The 255-nt window shown below is 43.9% G+C and carries 1 protein-coding gene; it reads left to right on the top strand.

All coding sequences use genetic code 11. The annotated features are described in order from the left end of the window. Positions 1 to 255 (top strand): GTP-binding protein (locus tag PSH48_RS21125; RefSeq protein ID WP_273604851.1); only part of this gene is annotated, 255 nt, incomplete at both ends.

The raw sequence follows: 255 nt of genomic DNA, 5'->3' as shown, positions 1-255 counted from the left end.
AGCACATCCTACTTTCTCGTCAGGTTGGCGTACCTTACATCGTTGTATTCATGAACAAATGTGACATGGTTGACGACGAAGAGCTACTTGAGCTAGTAGAAATGGAAGTTCGTGAACTTCTTTCTGAATACGACTTCCCAGGTGATGACTTACCACTAATTCAAGGTTCTGCTCTTAAAGCACTTGAAGGCGAAAAGCAGTGGGAAGACAAGATCGTTGAGCTTGCAGAAGCACTAGATTCTTACATCCCAGAGC

Source organism: Pseudoalteromonas sp. Angola-4 (genome assembly GCF_028599265.1).
Lineage (GTDB): Bacteria > Pseudomonadota > Gammaproteobacteria > Enterobacterales > Alteromonadaceae > Pseudoalteromonas > Pseudoalteromonas atlantica.
The sequence above is the reverse complement of the archived record's forward strand: the minus strand, read 5'-3'. Positions and strand labels throughout refer to the sequence as shown.